The following is a 22,117-nucleotide window of genomic DNA, read 5'->3' as shown; positions in this document are numbered from 1 at the left end:
AGCCACTTTTCGAAGGCTAAAAATATATCCACGGTCACTAGGCTCAAATTACTGCTCTATGGATTACCCCAACCTCTCCGCCAATCCGGAATAACGCTCGGTCTTTTTCCGTACTGCCTGTGCCAGCAGGGCGCGATCGCCGTAAAGATCGAGTTTCGCCTTGGCGCGGGTTATGCCGGTATAGACCAGCTCGCGGGTCAGCAGCGGGCTGGGGCTGTCGGGCAACACCAGCACGGTATGGGCAAACTCCGAGCCCTGGGATTTGTGGATGGTCATGGCGTAGACAGTCTCGTGGGGCGGCAAGCGGCTGGGCAACAGGGCGCGCAATGTGCCATCCGGCTGCTCAAACCATACCTTGAGCCGCCCAGTTTCATCGGGCAGGCAGAGCCCCATATCGCCGTTGTAGAGGCCGACGCCGTGATCGTTGCGCACCACCATCACCGGGCGGCCGGCATACCAGTCGCCATCGCGGGCAATCAGGCCAGCCCGTGACAGGGCCAGTTCCAGCCGCTCGTTAAGCCCCAGCACGCCAAACGGGCCGTCACGCAGGGCGCAGAGGATCTGGAAGCTGTTGAATGCCTTGAATACGGCGGCGGGATCTTCCCCCGCGCGGGCCGCCTGCAGATAGCTGCCGTAACCGGCTACCCCCTGGGAAATCAGGGCGTCGTAGGCCTCTCCGGCCCAGGGGTGCAGGCTGATATCGGCGAATCCTGCGCCCCAGACTGATTCCACCGCCGTGGCATCGCCGCTGTTGCAGGCGCGCGCCAGCTGGCCGATGCCCGAATGCTGATCAAAGCGCCAGCTCTTGGCCAGCAAGCAGAGGCTGTCGCGCACCGGTGCCCCCGCTGGCGTGCCCTGCAAGCGGTAGCCGGTCTGGCGGGAGAGCCAATCCGCCTGCGCCGGGCTGATGCCCTGTTCGATAAAGCTGCAGATATCGCCGAGTACGGCCCCCGCCTCCACCGAGGCGAGCTGATCCTTGTCGCCGAGCAGGATCAGGCGGGCGTGGCTCGGCAGCGCATCGAGCAGGCGCGCCATCATCGGCAGATCGACCATGGAGGCCTCATCCACCACCAGCAAGTCGAGGTGCAGCGGGTTGCCCGCGTGGTGGCGGAACTGGCTGCGCCCCGGAATGACCCCGAGCAGCCGGTGCAGGGTGCCCGCTTCGGTGGGGATCGCCTCCACCCACTCGGGGGGCAGATCGAGGGCCTGCAGGGCAGAGCCGATACTCTCGGTGAGGCGCGCCGCCGCTTTGCCGGTGGGGGCCACCAGCCGGATCGCCGGGGCTTTGCCTGCTTGCAGGCCGGTCTCCACCAGAATGGCGAGCAGTTTGGCCACAGTAGTGGTCTTGCCGGTGCCGGGGCCGCCGGAGATCACCGCAAAGGGGCGCGCCGCCGCCGTGGCCGCCGCCAGCTTCTGGCCGTTGCAGCAGAGCGCCTCGGGCACCAGCGCATCCAGTTTGCTCAAGTCGCTCGCCGCCTGGGCGCTGGCCAGCAGCGCCTCGATGGCGAGCCAATCCACTTCATTGGGGAACACCAGATCGAGATACTTCTCGATAAAGTGGCGGGCCGAGAAGTCGGGGGCGAGGCGGGCTTTAAGCAGCGCCCCAAACACGAGGCCGTAGTCGCGGGCAAACAACCGCGACAGGGCCGGGGCTATCTCCGGCCATTCGGCGCGTTCACTCAAGGCGCGCAGATGGCGGGCCACCCCCAGCTCAAAGTCGTGGTAACGGGTGAGGTAGAGCCGCCCGTGCCACAGCCGCAGCGGCCAGCGCGGGGCGAGCCCCTCATCCTGTTCCGTACCCACGAGCGGGCTTGCCGCAAACAGGGCGGGCCAGCGGGCAGGATCAGCCAGATCCAGCAACAGATCCCGGCTCTGCTGGGGATCCAGCCCGAACGGGCGCAGGGATCCGGCAGCGAGCATCTCCAGCGGCAGACAGACATGGCCGCGCCCCAGCTCGAAGCAGGTGAGCGCCGCCCCCAGCACCAGCTCGGGGCTGCCGCCAAGGTCGGCCACCAGCCGGGCAAATTGCAGATCCAGCTGGCGGATGCGGCCAGCCAGCGCCAGTGTTTTCAACCGTTCAACCATCATTGCGCTGGCTGCGGTGCTGATCATGGTGCCGCTCATGCCTCTACCTCGTTTAATTCTGTTGATGAAACACCGCCAGAGCGATCACCGTTTCTAAACAACTCATCCAGCCCCAGCACCAGTTCACGGCTCGGGCGGGTATGGAAAATGCCCCCCTGCGGCATGCCGCGCAGGAACAGATAGAAAACGCCGCCAAAATGCTGCTCGAAGTCGTATCCCGGCAGGCGCAGGGTGAGCAGCCGGTGCAGCGCCAGCGAGTAGAGCTGGTATTGCAGGTCGTAGCGGTGCTCGGCCATCGCCCGCTCCAGCGCCGGACGGCTGTAATCGGCCGGGCTCATGCCAAGGTGATTCGATTTGTAGTCGAGCAGATACCAGCGCCCCTGCCACTCGAACACCAGATCGATAAAGCCCTTGAGCATCCCCTGCACGGTGGCAAAGCTGAGCGGCTTGTTGCCCCGCGACAGCGGGTCGTGCTGCTGGCAGAGGGCGGTCAGCGCCGGAGCCGTCACCCGCCCCATGGGCAGGAAGAACTCCAGCTCCACCTGTTTGCGCTCGGCACTCAAGTCCCGCAGCCGCACCGGCTCGCCAAAGCCAGTCTCCAGCGGGGTATCCAGCACCGCCTCCACCTGCTGTTGCAGCACTGGGGCCCAGCTCTCGTCGAAGCCGTCTTGCAGCAACAAGCTGGCGATATGCTCTGCCAGCGAGTCGCCGCCGGCACTTTGAAAGTCGATGGTCTCGAACAGGCTGTGCAGCAAGGTGCCGGGGCGCGCCCCTTTCGGGAAGGTGAAGATGGAGGGTTGTAGCTCGTCCTCTTCGTGTACAACAGCCGCCTCGGCAACGACCTCCACATCGAAGCCGGGATTGGCGAGTACGCCCTTGCTGTGGCCGTGGCCCTGCGCCGCCAGCCCGGAGTAGGAGCTGATCCACCAGTCCCGCTCAAGGGAACCGCTAAAGTGGCGCACCTGCGGCTCGCCCAACTGCTCCTCCTCTGGCGGCAGCGGGGCCGGACGGGTGAGCGAGGGCTCACCGACAGCCACCCCGGGCAGCGCCTGTGCCAGCTCGGTCAGAGCGGTCGCCAGTGTCTGCGCATCCCCCTCCTCGCCCTTTTGCAGCAGGTAGCCGATGGCAGTCTGGTGCAGGTCGGTCTTCTCCGACTTGCCATTGCCGGAGCGCACCGGCGCCAGCCCCAGCCAGGTGGCGTAGACGCCCCGGGTCAGCGCCACGTAGAGCAGCCGCAAATCTTCGGCAAGGCGCTCCCTGTCAGCTTCTGCGAGCGACGAGTCGGCGCCGGTCAGATCGAGAATGGTGCGATTGCCCGCCTCATCCGCCTCGTGATAGAGCGGGGTCTCGGCGGTTCTGTGGCTGCAGATAAAGGGCAGGAATACCAGCGGGTACTCCAGCCCCTTGGATTTGTGGATGGTGACGATCTGCACCAGCTTGCGCTCGGATTCGAGGCGCAGTACCTGCTCCGCATCCTGCCCGTTGGGGCGGCTCACCGCCTCCCCCAGCCAGCGCAGCAGGGCATATTCCCCATCCAGCTCGCTGCTCACCTGTTGCAGCAGCTCGCCGAGATGGAGGAAGTTGGTCAGCCGCCGCTCGCCATAGGGACTCGCCAGCAGGGAAGAGGCGAGATTGCGCCGGTGCAGCAGGGCCCGCAGCATGGCCAGCACGCCACGGCGGTGCCAGATCTTGCGGTACTCCATAAACTCCTGCACCGCGCTCTCCCACGCCCGCTCGTCGCTGGCCAGCCCATCGAGCGCCTTGGCGTCGAGATCAAACAGGCCGGTGGCGAGCGCGGCCCGCAGGCTGCGCTCTTCGCTCGGGTTCTGGCAGGCGTGCAGAATCAGCAGGATCTCCCGCGCCTCCGTCTGCTCCAGCACGCTCTCGCGGTTCGACAGATAGACGGAGGCGATGGCGAGGCGCGCCAGCTCCTGCTGCACCAGCTTGCCCTCGGCGCCGGTGCGCACCAGCACGGCGATATCTCCGGCCTTCACCGCCTGATCGCCTATCTTCGCCTTGCCCTCGCGGGCCAAGGTCAGCAGGCGGTGGATCTCGGCGGCGGTGGCGCGGGCCATCTTGCTCTGGTAATCCCCCCGGTTGAAGGTGGGCTGGCCGGTCAGCTGCCAGCAGTGGAGCACGGGGGCGGTTGCACCATCGAGCAGCAGCGCCTTGCTCTTGCCCTGCGCCTCCACCGGCAGGAAGGGGATATCCGCCTCGTAGATAAAGGGATCCTTGGCCCGCTCGAACAACCCGTTGACCGCCCCCACCAGCGCACTGCTGGAGCGCCAGTTGCGCCCGAGGGTGTAGTGGGCGCTCACATTTCGCCGCGCCTGAATGTAGGTAAAGATGTCGGCGCCGCGAAAGCCGTAGATGGCCTGCTTGGGGTCACCGATCATCAACAGCGCCGTGTCTGTGTGGCCGCCGTAAAGCCGATGGAAGATGCGGTACTGCTGGGGGTCGGTATCCTGAAATTCATCGATCATCGCCACCCGGTAGGTGGTGCGAATGCGCTCGCAGAGCCGCTCGCCAAGGCTGGAACCGAGCGCACCGTCGAGGTCTTTCAGCAAGTCATCGAACGAGAGCTGATGAGCCTGCCGCTTGCTCGCCTGCATCCGGCTGCGCACTACTTTGGCGGCCCGTTGCAGGATCAGATCCCGAATACCGGGGCGGCTCGCCAGCAGCTGGTCGATCTCGCTGAACAGTGGCAGGGTCGGCACTGCGCCCCCCTTCTTGAGGTTCTCCTCCAGCACCCTCTGGCCGAAGCGCTCCAGCTCCTTGGGAATGGCGTAGCCACTGCTTTCGTCATGCGCCCAGTCGGCTATCTTGGCAAGCCACCCTTCGTAGTTCTTGCCGGTGTAGCGGCTGATCTGGCCGTCGGTCTGGCGGCGGATCTCGTCCGTCTGCGCCAGCCATTCGCTCTTCACCGCCGCGATGCGATTCATGGCAGCCTGATGGCGAGCGGCGAGGGTCTCGTCCCCCAGCGCGGGGTGGATCTCCAGCTCGCTGTTGTCGAGCCAGCTGCGCATCTCCCGCAGCAGGGCGGCGGGGCTCGGCCAGAGCGCGCGCACGGCGCTGGCGAGGGCTTTATCCACCGGATAGAACTCGGATCGCCAGTAGTCGCTCACCGCCTGCAACCTGAGCTGGCTGTCGTCGGTAAGAAATTCGGTTTCAAAGAGGGCGCCCGACTCGAAGGCGTTCTGTTTCAGCATCCGCTGGCAGAAGCCGTGGATGGTAAAGACCGCCGCCTCGTCCATCTGCCGCTCGGCGGCCAGCAGGCAGCGGGCCGCCAGTTCGTGATCCGCCACCTCTGCCAACAGTTGGGCCAGCAGGGCATCATTGCTATGGCCACGCATAAAGGCGAGCCGCGCCTCGTGGATGCGACCGCGGATCCGCCCGCGCAGCTCGGCGGTGGCCGCTTCGGTAAAGGTCACCACCAGAATTTCGGTCACCGACAGTGGCCGCTCGTGGGCGCTCGGCTGACCGGCATCGGCGCCCTCTTCGATGAGCGGGCCGTGGCCCAGCAGCAGGCGCAGGTAGAGACCGGCGATGGTGTAGGTCTTGCCGGTACCGGCGGAGGCCTCGATCAGTCGTTCACCATGGAGGGGAAAACGCAGGGTATTGAGCGGGTTAGCCATTATTTCAGCTCCTCCAGGGTCTTGAGCAGCGGGGTCAGGTGTTCGCGGGCCAGCGCCTGCAACTGACCAAGCACCTCGTCATCGAGTTCGGGGAAGCAGCGGGCGACGTAAGGATCTTGCCCCTCCCCGTTGATCATCCAGCCGCCGTTGAAACGGGTGAGGGCCGCCTTGTCGGCCGCCTCCGGCTTGTCGGGATCCTTCTCGATCGCCTTGAGCCAATCCCAGGCGGTGTTGGGGAAGAAGGGCAGCGGCCGCTTCATCCCCTGCGCCCAGCACGCCACCAGCGCCGCCAGCTTGGGGCGCGCCTCGTCGGCAGAGAGCTTGGGCAGTCGCAGACTCTGTTTGGCATCGAACAGCAGGGTGTCGCCGGGGGCGCCACTCAATGAGAGGCAGAGGTGCTGGATCCAGCCCAGCAGCAGATCCTTGCCGTTGAAGCTGCCGGGTTTGACCACCAGCAAACGCTCCTTCTGGGTGTCGATCCACCCTTGCAGCTGGCCCTGAGTGAGGGAGATATCGATCTCCACCGCCTGCTTTTCTGACTCATTGGCAGCAACCCATGGCCGCAGCCGATCCGCCAGCTTGCCCATCTCGGCATCCAGATCGTCCAGCAGCAGGCTGCCGAACCACCCTTGCGGCAAGAGGCCGGTGAGCTGCAACCGCTCGCGACGCTCGGTACTTTCACCTTCCGCCAGATGGGCATCAAGCAGCAGATCTTTCAGCTGATAATGTTGCAGGCCATCCAGCTCGAACGGCTCGCTGTCCTCGATGTTGGCCTCGTTCAGCTCAAACCACACCTTGAGGCGACGGTTGAGGAAATATTTGGTGGGCTGGCGATAGAAGCGCAGCAGCTCCGCCAGCTCCAGCCCCTGCTCCTTGCCCCATTCGGGAGGTAAAGGCAGCTCGCCGCTCTGGAAGTTGGCCGCGCCGCGCACCGGATTGAGGGCGGGCAGCCAGTCGGCGGCATAGGTAAAGAGGCGCGAACCCGGCTCCGGGTAGAAGTAGTTGCGGCTGTAGGGGGTGAGCGGGTGCGCAACCATCAGGTGGTTGAGCAGCCGCTTGCCGGAGGTTTCATCGTCGAGATCCTCATCCCCCGCCAACACAAAGCCCTGCCGCACATAGTCGATCAGCTCCGCCAGCAGCACCGATGGCACCTTGTCGCTGTTGTCCTGCGCGCTGAAGCCCTGATAGCTGATATAGAGCCCCTGCTGGGCGCTGAGCAGCGCCTCGAGGAAGAGGTAGCGGTCATCATCACGGCGGGAGCGATCCCCACGCCGCGACGCCACCGCCATCAGGTCGAACCCCATGGGGGCCAGGGTGCGCGGGTAGACGCCGTCGTTCATGCCGAGCAGGCAGACCTGCTTGAAGGGGATGGAGCGCATCGGCATCAGGGTGCAGAAGTTGACCTGACCGGCGAGGAAGCGCTGGCTGGAGCGGGACTCCCCCAGCACGCTGCCGAGGTAATCCTGCAACAGATCGGCGGTGATGGGTTGCTCGAAACGGGCCTCGCCGAGCCGGGTCTGCCACTCGGCCAGCTGGCTGCGAATGAGCTGGAGCTGACGCTCCTCATCCTCGTCGGCCAGATAGAAGCGCTCCAGCAGCGCCAGCAGGCAGGCGTTCCAATCGGCCAGCGGCTGCGCCTGTTGCAGGCGGGGCAGGAATTCGGCCAGCGAATCGACAAACCAGGCGAGCTTGCCGAGCGCCAGCCCCTGCTGACCCTCGATATCGGCGTAGGGCAAGATGCCCGCCACCGGCTCGCCATCCCCCATGGCAAACCCGAGCAGCATGCGGCGCAGGCCGAACAGCCAGCTGTTACCGGACATGGGCGGCAGATCGAAACGGACGGGGTAGCCGTCGTCCAGCCCCCAGCGGATGCCGGTCTCCTGCACCCAGACCCGCAGCTGGTTGAACTCGTCGTCATCCAGCTCGAAGCGGCGCAGCACGGCGGGCACCTCGAGAATGGCGAGCAGCTCCCCTGCCCCGAAACGGGCGTTGGGCAGCCTGAGCAGGGCGAGGAAGCTTTGCAGCAGCGGGCTCTCCTGACTCGCCGCCCGATCCGAGACCGCAAACGGGATCTGACCGCGCGCGCCAAACACCGCCTGAATGTAGGGGCCGTAGCTGTTCACATCCGGCATCATCACCACCACATCTTTCGGGGTGAGGGTCGGATCCTGCTCGAACAGCGCCAGCAGCCGATCGTGCAGCACCTCGAGTTCGCGCATCGGGCCATGGCAGGCGTGGATCTGCAAGGATCCATCCGCCGGATCGATCGGACTCTTGTGGTGGCTGCAGTCGAGATCGAACTGGCCGGCGCCCCGTTCTGCCAGCTCCAGCACATCCTTCTGGATGGCATGCAGCAGCTTGATATTGCCCTTGCCATCAACTTCGTCGATATCGACGAAAGCCTCGATTTGCGGCACCTCCAGCTCCATCAGCTGGTGCAGGTAGTCGCGCCCCAGCTTGCCCATGGAGGCGAGCAGCGGGTTGGCAGGGCCCTGCAACGTCTCGATATCGGTACCGGGTTTGAGCTTGTTCTCCAACCGAGCCAGGGTCTTGCGATCCAGCAGATCCCCCCAGTAGTAGCGGCAGGGGTTGGTGACAAAAAGGTGCACCTCCACCTCCGGCCGGCTACCGAGGGCCAGCAACGCCTCCACATAGCGCGGCGGTAGTGCCGAAATGCCGAACACAAAGACCCGCTGCGGCAGCTTGCCCGGCAGATCGGCGGTACGCTCCAGCTCGTGGATAAACTCCTCGTAGAGGTTGGCGCGGTGATAGCCGCTCGGAGAGAGCGCCAGGGTGCGGGCCACCAGCTCGCGCCACAGCTCGGGCTGCCAATCCTGACCGCTCACCCCGGCCAGCTCCTGACTCAATCCTTCCCCCTCTTCCCAACGGGCGATCCAGTCCGGCCGATAGACCAGATACTGGTCAAAGAGATCCGCTACCTTCTGGCAGAGCTGCCACAGCCGCACCTGCTCGGGATCCTGGGCGGGATCCTCGTCCTCTCCACCACCCAGATAGGCGGCAAGCGGGGCAAAGGCAGGGCGCTCCAGCAAGGCAGGCAGAATGGTCATCAGCTGCCAGCTCATGGAGCCCTTGTTGTAGGGGCTCTGGCGCGGCACATCTGCCAGCACCCGGGTGAACATCTCCCAGATAAAGCTGGCGGGTAGCGGAAAATCGATATTGGCGGCGATGCCGAAGGCCTTGGCCAGCTCCAGCTTGAGCCACTGGGCCATGCCCGGGCTCTGCACCAGGATCTGCTCCCGATCGAAGGGGTGAGAGAGAGGGGCCTGCCGGATGCGGCTCACCAGCAGCTCTTTGAGCAGATCCAGCTGATTGGAGTGGTAGAGGGTAAACATGAGCAATTCCCGCCTGTGGATGAGAGGGGGCGAGGGAAAAGGCGAGCCATTTCCGTCACTTCACAAGAGAGGGAATTGTCGGGGATCGAGGGGGAAGATGCAAAAGGCTCTTGTGGCCAGCAGGCGGGCAAACCGCTGAACCATGAGGGGGGCCGCAGATTTGTGCAGTACTATCTCGCAGACAGAAAAAAGCCGGTGCAGTTGCACCGGCCAAAAGGCTTGGAAAACTCAAACTGAGTGGCTGTTACCAGTTTTTGCCGAGACGGGCATCCAGACTGAAAGCCCCTGCTCCGGCCGCCGCCAGCGCCAGGAAACCACCGGCCACTGAGACGTTCTTCATAAACATCAGCATCTGCATCTGTTCGGCAGGCTGATAGTGGAAAATAAAGGCAGCCATCAGGGTGAAACCGGCCAGCAGCACGGAGAGGCTGCGGGTAAAGAGACCCAGCACGACGGCAAGGCCACCACCCAGCTCAAGCAGGATTACCAGCGGCAACATAAAACCCGGTACGCCCATCGCTTCCATATAGCCCTGAGTACCGGCATAGCCGCCGATCTTGCTCCAGCCCGCCATTACGAACATCAGCGCCAGCAGTACACGACCCGCCAGCAGCGCTACATCTTTCATCTTGTCCATTTCATATTCCTCGTTTGTGTCACATCACCGCTGACTGCTTCAGGGTAGGTCAAATAACAGAGCTTGGCTGGCACTGGTCGCAACCAGCTCCCACCGGTATTCATCACGACTGAGTACCCCGTCGCCGGGTCGGGCAGCCAGACCATTGGCGGTCAGCTCCCCTGAAATCATCTGCAGGTAACCGTGTCGGCCAGCCAGTGCCCATTCGAGCGTCTCGCCCGGGGCCAGTTCCAGCCGCCATACGCGGGCCTGTTGGCGGATCCGCAGCGATCCCGCCTCGCCATCCGGTGACGCCACCAGCGTCATGCCCGGTCTGGACTCGATCTTCTTCTGCTGATATCCGGGTGGCGTGCCGAACTCGTTCGGCTCGATCCAGATCTGCAACAGGGAGAGAGGATCCGTCTGCGAGGGGTTGTACTCGCTGTGGCGGATCCCGCTGCCTGCGCTCATCAGCTGGAAATCCCCTGCCGGGATCTGCTCAGCATGGCCGAGGCTGTCCTTGTGCTCTATGGTGCCTTGCAGCACGCAGGTGAGGATCTCCATATTGGCGTGAGGGTGGGTGGCGAATCCGCCACCCGGCGCAACCAGATCCTGATTGATCACCCGCAGTACCGAGTGTCCCATCCACTCCGGGTCATAGTAGTGACCGAAGGAGAAACTGTGGCGCGCGTCCAGCCAGCCAAAGTTGGCCTTGCCCCGCGCTTCTGCGGCTCTCAATTGCATCATGGTGTGCTCCTCATCTACCGGGACGGTTGATTAACGCTGTTTGCCGCTACCGATACCGAACGGAATACGGTATTCACTGCTCTGGTCAGCCAGGCTGACAGTCAGGTTGCCCTGGGTACGGCTCGGGATCCGCACCTGCTGGGTGCCTGTCAGGTTGGCGTGGACTGATGCCAGCAGATCGCCAGACTCGTCACGCACTTCCAGCATCGGATTGGCTTTGCCATCCATTGCGGCAGTGGCGTTCCAGTTCACAAACAGCACACCGGGCATGGCGTTGAAGTCAGCCGGTACGGAAGCCTGGGCGAAACCAGTGGTCATCAGGCCTGCAACGGCCAGCATCTTGATTACATTTTTCATGTTCATTCACTCTCTTGTTTTATATGTCATTGCCAAGGCCTTTTCGGCCAGAATCAATGCATCCATGCAAGAGGTTATTCAAATAGTGTGTTGTTCTTTCACCGACGTCAGACAGACCGATTTGGTGTGTCACAGTGCGGAACTACCCGCATATTTGGCCGCTCGACGTTCCTGCCTAAGCGTTGATTGAATATTAAAGTGACATGACCTAACTTGTTAGCGAGATAAACTGGCAAACATATTCAAAAAAATTGAAGGTGAGGAATGGCCAAGGAATCGAACAAGGAGCGGGCGCTGACCCTGGAAGCAATCCGGGTGCTGGACGCCATCGACCGCCGCGGCAGCTTTGCGGCGGCGGCCGACGAGCTGGGCAAGGTGCCCTCGGCATTGAGCTATACGGTGCAGAAGCTGGAAGACGAACTGGATGCCATGCTGTTTGACCGCAGCGGCCACCGCACCAAGTTCACCCCGGCGGGACGCATGCTGCTGGAGCGCGGCCGGGTGCTGCTGGAGGCAGCCGAGCATCTGGTGGGAGAGACCCGGGCGCTGGCCCGTGGCTGGGAGACCGACATCACAGTCGCCGTCGATGCACTGGTCCCGGTGCAGGCCCTCTACCCCTTGGTGGAGAAGCTGGCCGAACAGACCGATACCCGACTGCGGCTGCGGGCCGAGGTGCTGGCGGGTAGCTGGGAGTGTCTGGAAGATGGTCGCGCCGACCTGCTGATCTCCTCCATCAATCCGGACATCATGATGACCGGCATCAAGCATCAGGTGATCAAGGACGAGGTGATGCTCTACGTCGCCCATCCCGATCATCCGCTGCATCAGGAGCCGGAGCCTCTGGCTGACGAAACCCTGCGCCGCTACCGCGCCATCGCGGTGGCCGACACAGCCCTGCGCAAACCGGTTCTCACCTACCGCCTGCTCGACAAGCAGCCGCGCCTCACTGTCAGCACCATGACGGAGAAACGGGATGCCCTGCTGGCAGGGATCGGGGTCGGCACCATGCCACAGAGCTGGATTGAGGAGGACATCAAAGCAGGTCGGCTAAAGGTGATCAGCCCCGAATATCGCCATCAGCTGCAGGTTGTGCTGGCCTGGCGGCGAGACACCATGGGCAAGGCCAAAAGCTGGCTGGTGCGGGAGATACCAAAACTGTTTGCGACTGGTGAGAAATGAGATCCAGTTAACAGAAATGTTAATTGCATGCCTCACTTGACGCCCAATATCTTTGCTGATTTCATAGCCACCTCATTGAACCCATGGAAGCTGTAGAAAATGAAAAAGAGTTTGCTGGTTGCCCTCACCACCCTGCCCCTGTTTGCCAATGCCGGCCTGATGGACTCGCTGACCGACAGCGTCACCAGCAGCGTCAAGGATGCGGCTAATACCGCCGTATCCGGTGCAGTGGACAGCGCATCCAACGAAGCCATCAAGAAGGCACTGGATATCAAGGAAGGCGGCTCCAACAAGCAGGCAATTAAAGAGAAGCTGGGCGCTCCTGCCACCACCAAGACCGAGGCCGGTCTGGAAGTGTGGACCTATGATCTGGATGCCCTGAACAAGGCCTCTCCGCTGCTGGCAGAGACAACCACAACCCTGCTGAAAGATACCGACGCCGCCAAGAAAAACGTGGTCATCAAGTTCGAAGGCGAAACCGTCAAGAAAGTAGAGCTGAGCGACAAGGCTCAGGGCTAAGTTCGCTCGTCCGGTGAAGTGGGTTGCACACCCGCACCGGCACAGATAGCAAGAGGGGGAGCATCAGGCTCCCCCTCTTTTATTGGCAATCACCAGCGTTCAGCCAATCTGCTGCTCAACGCAGTAAACGCAAAAAGGGTGGCCTCGGCCACCCTTGGGTTGATAACAGCTGGCGTTGTTACTGGTTCGCTTCGGCGAACTGCTTCATCGCTTCGGCGTGCTTGGTCATGCCGGCGGCACGCTCGTTGAGCTTCTTGATGAACTCCGCCTTCTTGGCCGGATCTTCAATGCGGTCATAACGTTGCTGCAGGTTGGCCTGGATCTGCTCCGGGGTCATGTTCTGCATGCGGGCCATCTTGTCGTGGCGACCACCGTGGTGTTTGCCACCCATCATGCCGCCGCCGTCCATCGGGCAATCCACCATGGCACCGGGCTGGCCGGTGGGGGCCGCTTCACTGGCCGCATAGGCGCCCAGCGGCAGGCCAAGGATCAGGGTGGCGGTCAGCAGGGTTTTGGTCAGCTTTTTCATGGTCTATCTCCTGTAGGGATGATTCTGGTTCGGCGCTCTTGCCTTGCCCTCAAGTAAACACCCTGTCGGTGTCTGAACTTTGCCAGCATCGCCCTTTTTTGTAGCAGAGTGTGGCATCGTGCGGATCTGGCACACTTTGACACAAACCGCCGGGCGGATTTTCGTATACTCGTGCCAACGCCAAGCAGGGGAGGTATACATGAACCAGGGCAACACCCACATTCTGGTGGTCGACGATCACAGCGAGATCCGCGATCTCTTGAAGCGCTTTCTGGAACAGCACGGCCTGCGGGTCAGCTGCGCCCGGGATGGCAAGGAGATGAAGCGGCTACTGGAGGAGCGGGAGTTCGACCTGCTGGTGCTGGATCTGATGATGCCGGGTGAAGATGGCCTGACCCTCTGCCGCGAGCTGCGGGTCAAATCGAACCTGCCCATCATCATGCTCACGGCCATGGGGGAAGAGACCGACCGCATCATAGGGCTGGAGATGGGGGCCGACGACTATCTGGCAAAGCCTTTCAATCCGCGCGAGCTGCTGGCGCGCATCAAGGCGGTGATGCGCCGCACCCAGGCCGACACCCAGCCCGCCGCCGAAACCCTGACCCGGGATCTGCGCTTCGATCGCTGGCTGCTAGACGTCAATCGTCGGGAGCTGGTCGACGAGGATGGGGTGGGTCTCAGCCTCTCCACCGCCGAGTTCGATCTGCTCAAGGTGTTTCTCGAACGCCCGCAACGGGTGCTGAGCCGGGATCAACTGCTGGATCTGGCCCGTGGCCGCGAGGCGGTGGCCTTCGATCGCGCCATCGATACCCTGGTGAGCCGCCTGCGCCGCAAGCTGGAGCGGGATCCCAAGAATCCGGAGCTGATCAAGACCATCTGGGGTGGCGGCTATATGTTCTCAGCCGACGTGACGCAGGTTTAAACAGTGGGTGCCTTGCGACGACTGTGGGCACGGATGTGGCCCAAGGGGCTGACCGGCCAGATCATTCTGGTGGCGCTGGCGGGCTTGATCCTGATCCAGCTGCTCAGTATCCAGATCTACCGCACGGATCGGGAGGAGGCGCTCGGCTTCGTCAACAGCCGCAACGCCATGCAGCGGATCATCTCTGTGGTCAGACTGCTCTCCCTCTCTCCTCCGTCCCTCTATGACGAGATCCTCAAAGCGAGCCGCAGTGAGACCCTGCTGCTGCGCCTCTCCGACGAGCCGCTGCAACCGGATAACCGCAGCCCCCGCTTCGAGCAGCTGGTGCGCTCGCGCCTCAACTATCCCCCCGGCCTCACTGTCGAGATCAGCGCCGAGCTGAAAGAGGATACCCAGCGCAGCAAAGCGTGGGAACATCATGCCCGCATGATGCGGGATCGCAAAGGGCCGCCCCCGCCGCGGGATATGCGGCTCTACGGATCCATCGAACTACCTCAGGGGGGCTGGCTGCAGTTCAGCTCGCTGGTCGACAAGGAGGCGGGCAGCTGGTCGTGGCAGACTACCTTCAACCTGATGCTGGTCGCCAGTCTGGTGATCGGACTGATGGTGCTGCTGTTTCGCCGTGCCACCCGCCCGCTCAAGCAGCTGGCAGGCAATGCGGAGCGGCTAGGACGGGGCGAGGATATCGAGCCCTTGAAAGAGGAGGGACCGACCGAGATCCGCGAATCGATTCAGGCCTTCAACCGGATGCACACCCGGCTCGACCGCTTCGTGCAGGACAGAACCCGGATGCTGGCGGCCATCTCCCACGATCTGCGCACCCCCATCACCAGCCTGCGGCTGCGCACCGAGTTTCTGGCCGATGGCGAGGACAAGGAGCGCATCCAGCAGACCCTGCAACAAATGGAGCAGATGCTGGCGGCCACCCTCAGCTTTGCTCGCGAGGAGGGGCAGCAGGAGGCTACCCGCGAGCTGGATCTGGTCAGCCTGTTGGTCAGCCTGTGCGATGACTATGCCGATACCGGCCAGCCGGTCACCTGTCTGGCGGAGGGCAAAGAGGTCTACGCCTGCCGGGCCAACACCCTGCGCCGGGTGCTGCAGAACCTGATCGGCAACGCCATCAAATATGCCGGCAGCGCCGAAGTGTCGCTGGAGCGCTGCAAGGAGGAGCTGTTGATCCGGGTCTGCGATAACGGGCCGGGGATCGATCCGGCGCGGCTGGAGGATGTGTTCAAGCCGTTCGTGCGGCTCGATGAAGCGCGCAACACCGAGTCCGGCAGTGTCGGGTTGGGCCTCTCCATCGCCCGCACTCTGGTCCATCAGCACGGCGGCGAACTGACCCTGCTCAATCGGCCACAAGGTGGGCTGGAGGCGCGGATCAGCCTGCCGCTGTAAGTAGTCACTCTATCCGCCGACCTTGTCATGGCGCCGTTTACATCATGCAAACTTCATCATTTGAGCGCTTGTTCTTCGATCAGAAAGGTGGTGATAATCGGTGACCACGGGACGGTATACGGCAACGGATTGGAGCAAGGATGGCCTCTTCCAGGACAGGAGTCATAGTCAGTATCGGATGGGGGCTCCTGCTGCTCGCCCTTGCCCTGCCTGCCTGGGCCAAAGCCCCGGAAGAGCCGATCATCATTACCAACTCCAAAGCCTGGCAGCCCTTCTCCTATATCAATGAGTCGGGCCAGCCGGATGGCCTGCTGATCGATTTGTGGCGTGAATATGCCAGGGTCACCGGCCAGAAGATCGAGTTCAGGCTGGTCGACTGGCAAGGCTCTCTCGACCTGCTCCATGAGGGGAAAGCGGATGTTCACGCCGGACTGCTCTGGTCACCGGAGCGGGACAAACTGTTCGACTATGGCCGGCCTCTCGCCCAGCTCGACTCCCAACTCTTCTTCTCGAGCGAACTGCGCGGCACCGATGTCCACTACTACCTGCTCCATGAAACGGTCGGTGTGGTAGCCGGTGGCTACGAGGAGTATTACGCCAGACGCTACTTCCCCGGCACCAGACTGCAGACCTTCGACGACAATGACACCCTGCTGGCGGCGGCCTTTCGGGGCGACATTAAGGCCTTTATCGCCGATCTGCAGGTCGCCAACTTCTACATCTATACCTCGGACGATCCCACCCGCTTTATTCCGGTTCGCCACCTCTATACCGACCAGATCCGCTTTGCGGTGAAAAAGGGCGACCTTGCCCTGTTAAACCGGCTGGAAGAGGGGTTCGCCAAGCTCAAAGAGAGCGATCGGGAGCGGATCATCCGCAAATGGATGCATGTCGAAACCGTCTACCCCATCCATCTCGGTCCCTGGCTGCTGTTGGCCGGAGTGTTAATCATGGTGGCCTACATAGTGCAACTGCGCCGCGCTGTTGCCAGCCGTACCACCGAGTTGAGCCGCGCCAACGCCAGACTGGAGAAGCAAGCCAGTACCGACCCCCTGACCGGCCTGCTCAACCGACGGGCATTCATGCCCGCCATGGAGCAACGACTGGCAAGCGGGGCTCCCTGTGCTCTGCTGCTGTTCGATGTGGATCACTTCAAGGAGACCAATGACCGCTTTGGTCATGGCATCGGGGATCTGTTGCTGGAAAAGCTGGCCACGACTGTGACCAACCTGTTGCCCGAAGAGGCTCTGCTGGCCCGCATCGGCGGCGAAGAGTTTTGCCTGCTGCTGCCGCTGGCCACGCTGGCAGAGACAGAGCAATGGGCCGAGCGGATCTGCCTGGAGAGCAACCGGCAAACCCTGCACACCAGCAGCGGCGAGGTGATCCTCTCCATCAGCACTGGGGCAGTCTGGGTAGCCGCAGAGAGAGAGGCTGATGCCGACCAGCTACTGCGGCAGGCTGACGCCCTCATGTATCAGGCCAAGGGACTGGGGCGCAATACCTGGCAAGCCGCCGCCTATCAGGCATAGTCCCCTGACGGACGCGCAATAAAAAAGGCCGCCATCGGAAGATGGCGGCCGCATGACGGGTTCCCTATCAGAAGTTGTAAGTCACGCCCAGGTTGTAGCGGCGACCATCCAGCACAGTGCCATAGCTGCTGTAATCCACTGTTTTGTCGAATAGGTTGTAGACCCCGGCGGTCAGATCGAGATGCTTGTTGGCCTTGTAGACCAGGCCCATGTCAAAGAAGGTATAGGAAGGAGTCCCCTCCGCCATCTTGACCCGACTCAGGTACTCGGAGGTCTCGCCACGGAAGTTGACCCGTGACCAGAGGCTGAGAGCCTCGGTGGTTTGCCAGTCAACACTGCCGTTGAACATGTGACGGGGCATCTGGTTGAGGGCATGACCCGCCAGTGGACCACTCTTCTGCTCGGACTGGGTAAAGGTGTAGCTGGAGCTGACCGACCAATCCTCATTGATGGCCCAATCCATCATCCCCTCGACACCGCGCATGTTCGCCTTGTCGACGTTGACCCGATCACTGATGAAGTCATAGCTGTGACCATTGAGGGTACAGGCGGGATCGCTCTTGCTGGTGCAACGACGCACTTCGGAGATCTTGTTCTTGAAGTCGGTGTTGAACAGGGTAACACCGGCGTTAAAGCCCTGATGACCGTTCCACAGCAGGCCGATCTCTTCACTCACGCTAGTCTCGGGTTTGAGATCAGGATTACCGACCAGCATGCCATCCAGGCTGCCACCACCGGTGACCTGACCCCAGTTGGCCGCCGACATCCGCAAGTCAGGGGAGCGGTAACCGGTTGATACGCCCCCTTTCAGGGTCCAGCTGTCATCCAGATGCCAGACGCCGTAGAGGCGCGGGCTCCAGTGAGAGCCGTAGTTCTGGTCCCGATCCATGCGGGCGCCACCGGTCAGGGCAAAGCTGTCTGTGAGTGACCACTCATCCTCGACAAACATCGCCCAACTCCAGCGGGTCAGCTGCTCGGCAGGGTTGGCCACTTTCAGGGTATTGCCCTGATCGTGCAGATCCTCATAGCGATACTGACCACCGACGCTCAGGTAGTGATCACCCAGAATAAACTGGGTATGGGTGTCAGCGATGGTGTTGGTGAGCTCCATCTTGCGGCCGGGGTTGGTGTTGGTTTCCTGCTGCAGATAGCTGCTGGAAGAGCCGAAATCATACTGACCATCATGGGTCAGTGCATAGTTGGTGCGCTCGTATCGGTTAAGGCTATCTTTCGCCTTGGCAGCCAGCGAATTGCCGGCCGTGCGATCCCGATCCTGCAGACTATGACTGGCTTCCAGATCGAAGCGGTTATGATCATCAGGCTTGAAGCTGAGCACGGCCGTGCCACTGCGAGTCTCCTGCTCGGCAAAACCCTGGATAAATTTGTCTTCACCACGATGGGCAAGCTGACCGTTGAAACGCAGCCCCAACACGCCATCGATCAGTGAACCTGCGGTATAGGCATCGGTCTGGAAGCTGTTGCCAGCATCCTTGTTCTCCTGGAAGGTAGAATCAGCATGAACCGAGCCCTGCCAGACCAGACCGGTGGTCTTGCGGGTAATCACGTTAATCACGCCCCCCATGGCATCTGAACCATAACGGGATGACATAGGACCACGGACGACCTCAATGCGCTCAATCGCCTGCAGTGGCGGCAGCCAGCCCTGTTCGATACCCGGACCATCGCTGTTCGGGCGAGTGCCACGGCTATCCACCTTCTTGCCATCAACCAGCATCAGAGTGTATTTCGAACCCATACCGCGAATGCTGATATCACTGCTGCTGCCACCGCCGGTCACCACAACACCGGGAACATCCTTCAGGGCATCGGTCACATCGCGATATGCCCGCTTTTCCAGCTGCTCGCGGGTAATCACGGAGATGGAGGCGGCAGAGTCTTCAATCTTCTGCTGGAAGCCTGAAGCGGTGACGACCATCACCTCTTGTTCGGCAGCATAGGCCTGGGTCGCAAGAAAGGAGCAGATCAGCAAGGCAAGCTTGTTCGGTTTCACTGTTGTCATGTTTTAGCCTGAACATTTTTAGTAGGAAGGTGACGTATTCCCTTACTTCACTCATTACAACGCCCTGGCATCCGGCCAGGCGCAGCATTAGAAAAGGCTCATTTGAAAAGCATTTTATTAATCAGCCCGCATTGTAACGACCCCGCCATGATCATTCAAACAATAATCATTATCATTTGATTTGTATGGTATTCCTACAACAGAATCGCTCATTATTGATAAGAGACTGTTTTAATGGAATAAATCCATAGGCAAAAAAGGGATTACACAAACAAGTGGAAGCGATGACGTACCGTTGCAAGATGGCCTGATTTAATCGTCATGCACTATGGCCAAGGTTGGGTGTGATGCGATACAGAGCTGGAGACAGTAGCAAGAACGCCAACAGGGGGAAGGTATTGCCATCACGGTGGGATGTCGGCAGCTCACCAGCAGGCTAAAACTACCAAAGCCCGGTTATGAAACCGGGCCTTGCTGATCGTTCTGGTATGCAAACCAGTGGGACTTATGGGCAAAAACCGCCCATAGCAAAAAGGCCTTCCCATCAGGGAAGGCCTTCAAATTAGTGGCGGAGCGGACGGGACTCGAACCCGCGACCCCCGGCGTGACAGGCCGGTATTCTAACCGACTGAACTACCGCTCCGCATTCGGTTAGCTTGCGCTAAATCATTTGCCGCTTCTTCTGAGGTGTCATCCTCGCAGCCAGTGACATGATTCTTCACATCGCTGTTTAATTGGGTGCCTGGCAGTGTCCTACTCTCGCATGGCGAATGCCACACTACCATCGGCGCTACCGCGTTTCACTTCTGAGTTCGGCATGGGATCAGGTGGTTCCACGGCGCTATTGCCGCCAGGCAAATTCTTCAATCTGAGAAAGCTGACGTAAGTAATTCGTTCGTATTTGCTACAAGCCTTAGAACACTTCTTGGGTGTTGTATGGTTAAGCCTCACGGGTAATTAGTATGGGTTAGCTCAACACGTCGCCGCGCTTACACACCCCACCTATCAACGTTGTGGTCTCCAACGGCCCTTTAGGACCCTCAAGGGGTCAGGGATGACTCATCTCAGGGCTCGCTTCCCGCTTAGATGCTTTCAGCGGTTATCGATTCCGAACTTAGCTACCGGGCAGTGCCACTGGCGTGACAACCCGAACACCAGAGGTTCGTTCACTCCGGTCCTCTCGTACTAGGAGCAACTCCCTTCAATCATCCAACGCCCACGGCAGATAGGGACCGAACTGTCTCACGACGTTCTGAACCCAGCTCGCGTACCACTTTAAATGGCGAACAGCCATACCCTTGGGACCGACTTCAGCCCCAGGATGTGATGAGCCGACATCGAGGTGCCAAACACCGCCGTCGATATGAACTCTTGGGCGGTATCAGCCTGTTATCCCCGGAGTACCTTTTATCCGTTGAGCGATGGCCCTTCCATTCAGAACCACCGGATCACTATGACCTACTTTCGTACCTGCTCGACCTGTCCGTCTCGCAGTTAAGCTGGCTTATGCCATTGCACTAACCTCCTGATGTCCGACCAGGATTAGCCAACCTTCGTGCTCCTCCGTTACTCTTTGGGAGGAGACCGCCCCAGTCAAACTACCCACCAGGCACTGTCCGCGAGCCCGATTCAGGGCCCTGCGTTAGAACATCAAACATACAAGGGTGGTATTTCAAGGACGGCTCCAGCGCAACTGGCGTCACGCCTTCAAAGCCTCCCACCTATCCTACACATGTAGGTTCAATGTTCAGTGCCAAGCTGTAGTAAAGGTTCACGGGGTCTTTCCGTCTAGCCGCGGGTACACCGCATCTTCACGGCGAATTCGATTTCACTGAGTCTCGGGTGGAGACAGCATGGCCATGGTTACACCATTCGTGCAGGTCGGAACTTACCCGACAAGGAATTTCGCTACCTTAGGACCGTTATAGTTACGGCCGCCGTTTACCGGGGCTTCGATCAAGAGCTTCGCTTGCGCTAACCCCATCAATTAACCTTCCGGCACCGGGCAGGTGTCACACCCTATACGTCCACTTTCGTGTTTGCAGAGTGCTGTGTTTTTGATAAACAGTCCCAGCCATCTGGTCACTGCGACTCCCGACAGCTCCATCCGCAAGGGACTTCACCATCAAGAGCGAACCTTCTCCCGAAGTTACGGTTCTATTTTGCCTAGTTCCTTCACCCGAGTTCTCTCAAGCGCCTTGGTATTCTCTACCCGACCACCTGTGTCGGTTTGGGGTACGATGACTTGTAATCTGAAGCTTAGAGGCTTTTCCTGGAAGCAGGGCATCAATGGCTTCCACACCGTAGTGTGTTCGTCTCGTGTCTCAGCGTTGTGTCTGCGGATTTGCCTACAAACACCACCTACGCACTTTCACCAGGACAACCGTCGCCTGGCCCACCTAGCCTTCTCCGTCCCCCCATCGCAATTACAAGTCGTGCAGGAATATTAACCTGCTTCCCATCGACTACGCCTTTCGGCCTCGCCTTAGGGGTCGACTCACCCTGCCCCGATTAACGTTGGACAGGAACCCTTGGTCTTCCGGCGAGGAGGCTTTTCACCCCCTTTATCGTTACTTACGTCAGCATTCGCACTTCTGATATCTCCAGCATACCTCTCGATACACCTTCGCAGACTTACAGAACGCTCCCCTACCACTCACACATAAGTGTGAATCCGCGGCTTCGGTGCCTGGTTTGAGCCCCGTTACATCTTCCGCGCAGGCCGACTCGACTAGTGAGCTATTACGCTTTCTTTAAATGATGGCTGCTTCTAAGCCAACATCCTAGCTGTCTGAGCCTTCCCACATCGTTTCCCACTTAACCAGAACTTTGGGACCTTAGCCGGCGGTCTGGGTTGTTTCCCTCTTCACGACGGACGTTAGCACCCGCCGTGTGTCTCCCGGATATTACTTACTGGTATTCGGAGTTTGCATGGGGTTGGTAAGTCGGGATGACCCCCTAGCCCAAACAGTGCTCTACCCCCAGTAGTATTCGTCCGAGGCGCTACCTAAATAGCTTTCGGGGAGAACCAGCTATCTCCGAGTTTGATTGGCCTTTCACCCCCAGCCACAGGTCATCCCCTAACTTTGCAACGTTAGTGGGTTCGGTCCTCCAGTTGATGTTACTCAACCTTCAACCTGCCCATGGCTAGATCACCCGGTTTCGGGTCTACACCTTGCAACTAGACGCCCAGTTAAGACTCGGTTTCCCTACGGCTCCCCTATACGGTTA

The 22,117-nt window shown here is 60.8% G+C and carries 13 protein-coding genes, 1 tRNA gene and 2 rRNA genes (1 of these 16 cut by a window edge); 5 read left to right on the top strand and 11 right to left on the bottom strand.

What is annotated here, in order from left to right; genetic code table 11:
- Positions 1-63: 63 nt before the first annotated feature.
- From recD to I6L41_RS17795, 6 genes are all read right to left on the bottom strand, one after another.
- The gene (gene recD, locus I6L41_RS17820) at positions 64-2,124 is read right to left on the bottom strand and encodes an exodeoxyribonuclease V subunit alpha (RefSeq protein ID WP_216960370.1); all 2,061 of its coding nucleotides are present in this window, start codon (positions 2,122-2,124) and stop codon (positions 64-66) included.
- Positions 2,121-5,720 carry an exodeoxyribonuclease V subunit beta gene (gene recB, locus I6L41_RS17815; RefSeq protein ID WP_216960369.1) on the bottom strand — a complete coding sequence of 1,200 codons (3,600 nt, stop codon included), beginning with the start codon at positions 5,718-5,720 and terminating at the stop codon, positions 2,121-2,123. Before recB ends, recD begins: the two co-directional genes overlap by 4 nt.
- Positions 5,720-9,073: an exodeoxyribonuclease V subunit gamma gene (gene recC, locus I6L41_RS17810; protein WP_216960367.1), complete on the bottom strand. Its 3,354-nt coding sequence runs from the start codon at positions 9,071-9,073 to the stop codon at positions 5,720-5,722. The genes recB and recC overlap by 1 nt, the downstream gene beginning before the upstream one ends.
- A gap of 244 nt (positions 9,074-9,317) precedes the next feature.
- A complete protein-coding gene (locus I6L41_RS17805) occupies positions 9,318-9,710 on the bottom strand; it encodes a DoxX family protein (RefSeq protein WP_005342720.1) in 393 nt (130 codons plus the stop codon).
- 39 nt (positions 9,711-9,749) lie between these two features.
- Positions 9,750-10,436 carry a pirin family protein gene (locus I6L41_RS17800; protein WP_005336514.1) on the bottom strand — a complete coding sequence of 229 codons (687 nt, stop codon included), beginning with the start codon at positions 10,434-10,436 and terminating at the stop codon, positions 9,750-9,752.
- 30 nt (positions 10,437-10,466) lie between these two features.
- Complete coding sequence (locus tag I6L41_RS17795) at positions 10,467-10,799, bottom strand: hypothetical protein (protein WP_013723379.1); 333 nt, start codon at positions 10,797-10,799, stop codon at positions 10,467-10,469.
- 258 nt (positions 10,800-11,057) lie between these two features.
- On the opposite strand from I6L41_RS17795, the gene I6L41_RS17790 reads away from it, so the two are divergent.
- Together I6L41_RS17790 and I6L41_RS17785 are read left to right on the top strand one after the other, a co-directional pair.
- Positions 11,058-11,972 (top strand): LysR family transcriptional regulator, encoded by a 915-nt coding sequence (locus I6L41_RS17790; RefSeq protein WP_139435194.1) that lies wholly within the window; start codon positions 11,058-11,060, stop codon positions 11,970-11,972.
- 99 nt (positions 11,973-12,071) lie between these two features.
- Positions 12,072-12,491, top strand: coding sequence for a hypothetical protein (locus tag I6L41_RS17785; protein ID WP_216960365.1), 420 nt, complete (start codon positions 12,072-12,074; stop codon positions 12,489-12,491).
- A 178-nt stretch (positions 12,492-12,669) separates the two neighbouring features.
- Here I6L41_RS17785 and I6L41_RS17780 read toward each other — a convergent pair whose 3' ends face one another.
- Complete coding sequence (locus tag I6L41_RS17780) at positions 12,670-13,020, bottom strand: hypothetical protein (RefSeq protein WP_005355311.1); 351 nt, start codon at positions 13,018-13,020, stop codon at positions 12,670-12,672.
- Between the two features lie 199 nt (positions 13,021-13,219).
- Between I6L41_RS17780 and I6L41_RS17775 the strand changes: the two genes are divergently transcribed.
- From I6L41_RS17775 to I6L41_RS17765, 3 genes are all read left to right on the top strand, one after another.
- Entirely contained in the window at positions 13,220-13,942 is a 723-nt protein-coding gene (locus tag I6L41_RS17775) for a response regulator (RefSeq protein WP_040068709.1), read from the top strand.
- Between the two features lie 33 nt (positions 13,943-13,975).
- A complete protein-coding gene (locus I6L41_RS17770) occupies positions 13,976-15,337 on the top strand; it encodes an ATP-binding protein (protein WP_216963999.1) in 1,362 nt (453 codons plus the stop codon).
- A 140-nt stretch (positions 15,338-15,477) separates the two neighbouring features.
- A complete protein-coding gene (locus I6L41_RS17765) occupies positions 15,478-16,866 on the top strand; it encodes a transporter substrate-binding domain-containing protein (protein ID WP_216960363.1) in 1,389 nt (462 codons plus the stop codon).
- Between the two features lie 67 nt (positions 16,867-16,933).
- Here I6L41_RS17765 and I6L41_RS17760 read toward each other — a convergent pair whose 3' ends face one another.
- The 4 genes from I6L41_RS17760 to I6L41_RS17745 form a co-directional block, all read right to left on the bottom strand.
- Entirely contained in the window at positions 16,934-18,886 is a 1,953-nt protein-coding gene (locus I6L41_RS17760; RefSeq protein WP_216960360.1) for a ligand-gated channel protein, read from the bottom strand.
- A 566-nt stretch (positions 18,887-19,452) separates the two neighbouring features.
- Positions 19,453-19,529: transfer RNA gene (locus I6L41_RS17755), tRNA-Asp, on the bottom strand.
- A 97-nt stretch (positions 19,530-19,626) separates the two neighbouring features.
- Positions 19,627-19,741: ribosomal RNA gene (gene rrf, locus I6L41_RS17750) — 5S ribosomal RNA — on the bottom strand.
- A gap of 81 nt (positions 19,742-19,822) precedes the next feature.
- Positions 19,823-22,117: ribosomal RNA gene (locus tag I6L41_RS17745) — 23S ribosomal RNA — on the bottom strand; it runs 595 nt beyond the window's last position.

Source organism: Aeromonas sp. FDAARGOS 1411 (assembly GCF_019047125.1).
GTDB lineage: Bacteria > Pseudomonadota > Gammaproteobacteria > Enterobacterales > Aeromonadaceae > Aeromonas > Aeromonas veronii.
The sequence above is the reverse complement of the archived record's forward strand: the minus strand, read 5'-3'. Positions and strand labels throughout refer to the sequence as shown.

Coding starts and splice junctions, on each gene's coding strand:
- recD (WP_216960370.1), bottom strand. CDS start 2,124: ATGAGCGGCACCATGATCAGCACCGCAGCCAGCGCAATGATGGTTGAA.
- I6L41_RS17775 (WP_040068709.1), top strand. CDS start 13,220: ATGAACCAGGGCAACACCCACATTCTGGTGGTCGACGATCACAGCGAG.
- recB (WP_216960369.1), bottom strand. CDS start 5,720: ATGGCTAACCCGCTCAATACCCTGCGTTTTCCCCTCCATGGTGAACGA.
- I6L41_RS17765 (WP_216960363.1), top strand. CDS start 15,478: ATGGCCTCTTCCAGGACAGGAGTCATAGTCAGTATCGGATGGGGGCTC.
- I6L41_RS17785 (WP_216960365.1), top strand. CDS start 12,072: ATGAAAAAGAGTTTGCTGGTTGCCCTCACCACCCTGCCCCTGTTTGCC.
- I6L41_RS17790 (WP_139435194.1), top strand. CDS start 11,058: ATGGCCAAGGAATCGAACAAGGAGCGGGCGCTGACCCTGGAAGCAATC.
- recC (WP_216960367.1), bottom strand. CDS start 9,073: ATGTTTACCCTCTACCACTCCAATCAGCTGGATCTGCTCAAAGAGCTG.
- I6L41_RS17805 (WP_005342720.1), bottom strand. CDS start 9,710: ATGGACAAGATGAAAGATGTAGCGCTGCTGGCGGGTCGTGTACTGCTG.
- I6L41_RS17770 (WP_216963999.1), top strand. CDS start 13,976: ATGTGGCCCAAGGGGCTGACCGGCCAGATCATTCTGGTGGCGCTGGCG.
- I6L41_RS17760 (WP_216960360.1), bottom strand. CDS start 18,886: ATGACAACAGTGAAACCGAACAAGCTTGCCTTGCTGATCTGCTCCTTT.
- I6L41_RS17780 (WP_005355311.1), bottom strand. CDS start 13,020: ATGAAAAAGCTGACCAAAACCCTGCTGACCGCCACCCTGATCCTTGGC.
- I6L41_RS17795 (WP_013723379.1), bottom strand. CDS start 10,799: ATGAACATGAAAAATGTAATCAAGATGCTGGCCGTTGCAGGCCTGATG.
- I6L41_RS17800 (WP_005336514.1), bottom strand. CDS start 10,436: ATGATGCAATTGAGAGCCGCAGAAGCGCGGGGCAAGGCCAACTTTGGC.